Annotated in this window: 8 protein-coding genes; 1 reads left to right on the top strand and 7 read right to left on the bottom strand. The window is 62.0% G+C overall.

All coding sequences use genetic code 11. The annotated features are described in order from the left end of the window. From OB03_RS14185 to OB03_RS14155, 7 genes are all read right to left on the bottom strand, one after another. On the bottom strand, positions 1–292 hold a 292-nt coding region (locus OB03_RS14185; protein WP_461344593.1), incomplete at its 3' end, for a tryptophan synthase subunit alpha. Beyond that, positions 289–705, bottom strand: a complete 417-nt coding sequence (locus tag OB03_RS14180) for a hypothetical protein (RefSeq protein WP_461344592.1) — start codon at positions 703–705, stop codon at positions 289–291. The genes OB03_RS14185 and OB03_RS14180, both read right to left, overlap by 4 nt. Before the next feature lie 2 nt (positions 706–707). Continuing rightward, entirely contained in the window at positions 708–1,925 is a 1,218-nt protein-coding gene (trpB, locus tag OB03_RS14175; RefSeq protein WP_242912807.1) for a tryptophan synthase subunit beta, read from the bottom strand. Between the two features lie 32 nt (positions 1,926–1,957). Then, positions 1,958–2,596, bottom strand: coding sequence for a phosphoribosylanthranilate isomerase (locus OB03_RS14170; RefSeq protein WP_461344591.1), 639 nt, complete (start codon positions 2,594–2,596; stop codon positions 1,958–1,960). A 61-nt stretch (positions 2,597–2,657) separates the two neighbouring features. After that, positions 2,658–3,152, bottom strand: a complete 495-nt coding sequence (locus tag OB03_RS14165; protein WP_242912801.1) for a hypothetical protein — start codon at positions 3,150–3,152, stop codon at positions 2,658–2,660. Positions 3,153–3,663: 511 nt separating this feature from the next. Beyond that, a complete protein-coding gene (locus tag OB03_RS14160) occupies positions 3,664–4,398 on the bottom strand; it encodes a pseudouridine synthase (protein WP_461344590.1) in 735 nt (244 codons plus the stop codon). Positions 4,399–4,400: 2 nt separating this feature from the next. After that, complete coding sequence (locus tag OB03_RS14155; protein ID WP_461344589.1) at positions 4,401–5,300, bottom strand: class I SAM-dependent methyltransferase; 900 nt, start codon at positions 5,298–5,300, stop codon at positions 4,401–4,403. 120 nt (positions 5,301–5,420) lie between these two features. Between OB03_RS14155 and OB03_RS14150 the strand changes: the two genes are divergently transcribed. Next, positions 5,421–6,359: RecQ family ATP-dependent DNA helicase (locus OB03_RS14150; RefSeq protein ID WP_461344588.1), on the top strand; the 939-nt coding region annotated here is incomplete at its 3' end.

Below are 6,359 nucleotides of genomic sequence, written 5' to 3'. Positions count from 1 at the left end.
GCGTGGTGTCGTCGCTCTTGCGGAACTCGGCCACGAGGTCGAGTGTGCCGCGAAGTGTCATGCCAGCCTTCAGACCGCGAAGCGCCGCACGCTGGATCGGCGGCCCTTCCGCCATAGGGTCCGAAAACGCCAGACCCAGTTCGATGATGTCTGCACCGGCAGCCGGAAGTCCTTTCAAGATTTCCAGCGCCTCGTCACGCGACGGATCGCCCGTCATGACATAGGGAATGAAGCCCGCGCGGCCTTGGGCCTTCAGTTCAGCAAAGCGGGCGTCGATACGCGCAGTGGTCACGGATTGCTCCCTGCAGGGGCTGCACAAATATCACCCGGAATGAGGGCGAAGCCGAGATAAGCGGGTTCTTCCGCAGCCTCGGGTTTAGCGGGATCGAAGAAAGCGACCATCTGCATGCCGTCGCAGCCACCGCCATCGCGGCGCTTGACGAAGATGACGCGGTTGTCGTCGCCATCGGCCGGAATCCAGCCCTGACCTTTGAGGTCCTCGATATAGGCCTCGGCCACGCCGCCCAGTTGGTCCATGCGTGCGGTCACGCAGAAGGCTGGAGCCTTGAGCAGACCACCGCAGTCCGGGCTGGCTACGGCGGGGGCTTTAACCGCGATATCTGTGGGGGCGACGCTGACCGGACCGGCAGCGGACGGGGCGGCCTGAGCAGCCAGAAGGGCAACTGCCGAAAGGATAGCGATCATGATTACAACTCCACACCAAGGTGTTTGGCGACCGTGAAGATGTCCTTGTCACCACGACCGGACAGCACCACGACGATATCGCCCCCCTTGCCCACTTCACGGGCAATTTCGCCTGCACGCGCCAAGGCGTGCGAAGGCTCAAGCGCCGGAATGATACCTTCCAGCTTGGAAATCATCTGGAAGGCTTCCAGCGCCTCGGCATCCGTGGCCGAGCGGTATTCACCGCGACCAAGATCATTCAGCCAAGCGTGTTCCGGCCCGATCCCCGGATAGTCGAGGCCGGCCGAGATCGAGTGGCCTTCCAAGATCTGGCCATCGGCATCCTGCAACAGATAGGTACGGTTACCGTGCAGAACGCCCGGACGCCCGCCCTTCAGCGAGGCTGCGTGGCCGTTGTCGACGTCCAGACCGTGACCTGCGGCTTCGACACCGATCAGGCGCACACCCTCATCGTTGACGAAGGGGTGCATGGCACCGATAGCGTTCGAGCCACCGCCGATGCAGGCGACCACGGCCTGAGGCAGGTGGCCGATCTGTTCCATCGACTGCTTCTTGATTTCCTTGCCGATCACCGACTGGAAGTCGCGGACCATCTCCGGATAAGGAGCCGGACCGGCCGCCGTGCCGATGATGTAATAGGTGTTGGCCACGTTCGTGACCCAGTCACGCATGGCCTCGTTCATCGCATCCTTCAGGGTCGCAGCGCCCGCCGTGACGGCGTTCACTTCGGCACCCAGCAGCTTCATACGGAAGACGTTCGGCTGCTGACGTTCGACGTCGACGGCACCCATGTAAACGGTGCACGGCAGGTCAAAACGCGCACAGACTGTGGCCGAAGCCACGCCGTGCTGACCGGCACCCGTCTCGGCGATGATACGCGTCTTGCCCATGCGACGGGCCAGCAGGATCTGGCCCATGCAGTTATTGATCTTGTGCGCGCCCGTGTGGTTCAGGTCCTCGCGCTTGAGCCACACCCGTGCCCCGCCGAAATGTTCGGTCAGGCGCTCTGCGTGATAGAGCGGGCTTTCGCGACCGACATAGTATTTCAGATAGCCGTCCAGCTCTTCCTGGAAGGTCGGGTCCGCCTTGGCTGCCTGATAGGCCGCGCCCAGCTCGTGGATCAGCGGCATAAGGGTTTCAGGCACAAAACGACCGCCATAGGGGCCGAAGCGACCCTGCTCGTCGGGCCATGCGTAGGTATTGGTCAGGGGTGCGTTCACGTCAGCAATCTACGGGAAGGAAAACGTCGAAATCAGGACCGGCGCGCGGCCGCTAGAAAATCATGGATCAGGGAGATGTCCTTAACACCCGGCGCGCGCTCGACGCCAGAGGAGACATCAACCATGGGAGCACGGGTGACGAGCAAGGCTTCACCCAGATTTTGTGGATTTATGCCTCCCGCAAGAAACCATTTTGCCGGAAGCGGGCGATTGCCCATCAGCGACCAGTCGAAACTGTGGCCCACACCACCGGGCAGGTCTGCCCCCTTGGGAGGCTTGGCATCGAACAAGAGGATATCGGCGGCGCGGGTCCATTCAGACACATTTACGAAATCCGCCTCTTCGCGGATCGGTAGCGCCTTGATGATTTTCGCTCCCGTCCTGCGGCGTACCTCTGCGGCACGCGAAGAGTTTTCCGCGCCATGAAGTTGGACGAAGTCCGGCTTGAGATGGATGGCGATGCGGTCCAGTAGCGCGTCATCGGGATCAACCACGACAGCGACGATCTGCGCTCGTCCACGCGCGGCGGCAAACAGCTGCGCCGCGTCCTCGGGTTCTATGTGTCGGGGGCTTTTGGGAAAGACCACTGCGCCGACATAGGCGGCACCCCCATTGAGGGCCGCTTCGAGCGTTTCAGGCGTCGTCAGCCCGCAGATCTTTACCTCGGTCATGCAACGAGGGGTGCGCGACCCTGACCGTCAGGTCAAGGCCGCTTGCAGGAACCCGCCGAACTCAGTCCTTTTTAGCCGCAGGTTTCTTGGCTGCCGGTTTTTTGGCCGGAGCCTTCTCCGCCGGCTTTTCAGCAGCCTTCGGTGCCTTGGCGGGGGTCTTGGGTTCAGTCTTGGGGTCAGCCTTAGCTTCAGCCTTTGCCTTCGGCTCGGCCTTCGCAGCGGCAGCCTTAGGTGTCGCCTTTGGCTTGGGTTTGGATGCTGTCTCCGCAGGGCCGGTGCGAGTGACCGCGCGTTCTTCCAGAACCGCATTCACACGCTCGATTGCCTCGACCAACACCGCCTTCTTCTCGTGGGCACCTGTGTCGGGATTAGCCTTGCCGGAATGGCGGGCGTCACGATTGCGCTGACGGATCATGCGCTGAATGCGCTCGCGTCGACTGCGAAGCTGGTGCGCCAGATCGGTCAGTTCACGATGCGAAAAGCCGTCCAAATCCTTGGTCTGATCGACCAGCATCTGCTCGATCTGATCCAGCGCGCGCTTAGAAGATGCACTCATAACCATCTTTCCTGTCGTTTCCGTTCAGAGAACAGTGCACGACAAGACGGCGCGTTCCAGTAGGCTTTTTCAGCAGAGGTACAAAATCGGCGTCATTTCCCGACTAAATCGCGCTCATAGATCATCTGGCCGATAGGACGATTCAGGCATCATGCTCTGGTCTGCAGGGCCCGCACCTTGGGCGGTTACTTTCACGGCTATCAGCGTAAACCGGCCTGAACGATCCGTAGGGCGCGCCATTCTTTCATTGGCATAGTCGACAACCAACCGATCAAGGCCGCAGCCTATTACGCCATCGCGCACACGACATGTCGTTGCCAAATCAGGGCTGTGTGGACAGATCACCCACACGACCGCCTGTGGTGGGCAGGTCTCGATCCGCGATGGCATAACAGGCTTTGTGCAAGACGCCACGGCGACCAGTCCGACCACGCAAAGCGCCTTGCCCAGTGCTGTCATCACACCCCTCGATTAGGCTCGATGTATCCAGACCGGACAACCAACGGCCCAGCTATTGGAAGATCGTCGCGATTTCTTCGGCTGACAACAACTTCCATTGGCCTGGAGCCAGATCGTCAGGAAGTGTCAAACCGCCCAAACGCTCGCGGTGAAGCTCTTCGACATGGTTGCCGGTGGCGGCGAACATGCGTCGGACCTGATGATAACGGCCCTCGGTTACGCTCAGCAGGGCTTCGGTATCCGACATGACTTCCAGTTCGGCGGGCGATAACGGCTTGTCCTCGCCTTCCAGCATCAACTGGCCCGAAGCAAACAGCGCCCCTTCGGTGCCATTCAGCGGGCGGGCCAGTTTGGCGCGATAGGTCTTTTTGACGTGGCGCTTGGGGCTGATGACGCGGTGTAGCAGGTCACCGTCGTCGGTCATGAGCAACAGGCCCGAGGTCTGCTTATCCAGACGCCCGATGGTCGAGATCGCCGGGTCACGGCGCAGCCAGCGCTCCGGCAGCACATCATAGACCAGCGCCCCGTCTTCCTTGTGCGAACAGGTCATGCCCAGCGGCTTGTTCAACAGAATGACCATGCCCGCCACCGGGTCCAGCGGCTCGCCGTCTATTTCCATGCGCGTCGGGAGATCGGGCGTGACAGGGATGCGTTTGGTCACATCCGTAAAGTCCTCGCCGTCCAGCATGATGCCGCCCGCCTTGGCCATGCGCGCCATTTCATTGCGCGAGCCATAGCCCATTGAGGACAGCAGCTTGTCGACGCGCGAAGTCGGTGTCTTGGCCATGACTATTTCACCGCTTCAAAGATTTTGAAGCCGTTCTGGTCGGCGACCATGTTCACGCGCTTGAACACCTCGTTGAGGTCGTTCTCGTATGGCAGGTGACGGTTAGCGACGATCCACGCCACGCCGCCCTTCTTCAGAAGTTCGGCCGACTTGCGGATGAATTTCTGGCCAAGGCGCTTGTCCTCGATCCCGCCATCGTGGAAGGGCGGATTGGAAACCACAAAGTCTAGCGTGCCTTCGCCTTCCAGCAGGCGGACGTCGGCCCAATCAAAGCTGACGCGTTCGTCGGTCACGTTCTTCTTGGCAGCATCCACGGCGCGGCGATCCAGATCGACCAGCTTCAGCGACTTCACTGCTGCGGAGCGCAGAACCACGGTCGCCAGCGCGCCATAGCCACAGCCCAGATCAATGCCATTACCCTTGAGCGCCGGAAGGGCATCGGCCAGCAAGGCCGTGCCGTTATCGATGCGATCCCACGCGAACACGCCCGGTTGCGACCATGCATCCAGACCGGCCACCAGACGGGGGGCACCGGCGGCAATCGCCTCGTCCAGACCCTCGACCGTTTCAGGGCGAGTGATGATGGCGCGGCGGTGGTGGGCCTTGGCCGTCTCGGCAAACTCCAGACCGAAGCCCTTCAGCTCCTTGCCCAGACGCGAGCCGCCCTTGTCCTTGGGGGCCATGACATCCAGCTTGCCGCCAGCCTTCAGCGCACGCAGGGCCAGCGCCAGCACATAGCGGCGCTCGATCGCACCCGGAGGCGCGTACAAGGTGATTTCATCGACCGAAGCGGGCGCGACATCTTCCAGCGCCATCGATCCGGGAATGAGCGGAGAGGTCTGCTGGGCCGACATGGGCGGGTCGAATACGGCGGGCGGGCGGCCATAGATCAGGCTGTTCATGGCTGCCCTATACTGGTTTCGTGCGTCCTAGGCGACACTCGGCGTTTGTCGCGATCACTTCTGCCCCTTCGCCTTTAGCGCAGGATGACATCGAACGCCGAATAGTGGCACACAGCGCCCATGTTCGATCCCGCCGCTTACGAAGACCCGTCGCCCACCCTGCATGATGCGCGCGTGCTTCTGGAGCGGGTGTGGGGTCACAAGGATTTTCGTGGTCTGCAAGCCTCGGTGATCGAGGAAGTTCTCGGCGGCCGCAACACTCTGGCCGTCCTGCCGACCGGCGGCGGCAAGAGCGTCTGCTATCAGATCCCTGCCATTCTGCGCCCCGGTGTGGGTCTGGTGGTATCGCCGCTCATCGCGCTGATGACCGATCAGGTTGAAGCGTTGAAACAGCAGGGCGTGAAGGCTGCCCGTCTCGATAGCGGTCTGACACTGGACGAGCGCAACGCCGTCTGGCGAGAGGCCCGCTCGGGCGAACTGGACCTGCTCTATGTCTCGCCGGAAGGACTGGCCGCAGGGTCCATGCTGGATCGCCTGACCGAACTGCCCATCAGCCTGATCGCCATCGACGAGGCCCACTGTGTGTCGCAGTGGGGTCATGACTTCCGCCCCGACTACCGCACGCTGGGTCGTCTGGCCGAGGTCTTCCCACGTGTGCCGCGCATCGCCGTGACGGCCACCGCCGATGCCCGTACCCGCGATGATATCGTCGCCTCGCTGCGCCTCGAAGACGCTCAGGTCTTTGTCGACAGCTTCGCCCGCCCCAATCTGCAACTGACGGCAGAGCGCAAATACAATGGCTCACGGGCCCGCAATGACGAGCGTGTGGTCGAACTGGTGGCCGAGCGCCCGCGCCGTTCGGGCGTGGTCTATTGCGGCAGCCGCGACGGTTGCGACCGCCTCGCCCAACTGCTGCGTGATCGCGGCATCAACGCCATTTCCTATCATGCCGGTTTCGACAATCGCGAACGCGACATCCGCCTCGACCGCTTCCTGAACGAGGAAGACGCGGTCATGGTCGCCACCATCGCCTTTGGCATGGGCGTCGATAAACCCGAC

It is taken from the genome of Brevundimonas sp. GN22 (assembly GCF_054824005.1).
Note: the sequence above shows the minus strand (reverse complement) of the source record. Positions and strands in the feature narration are given on the sequence as shown.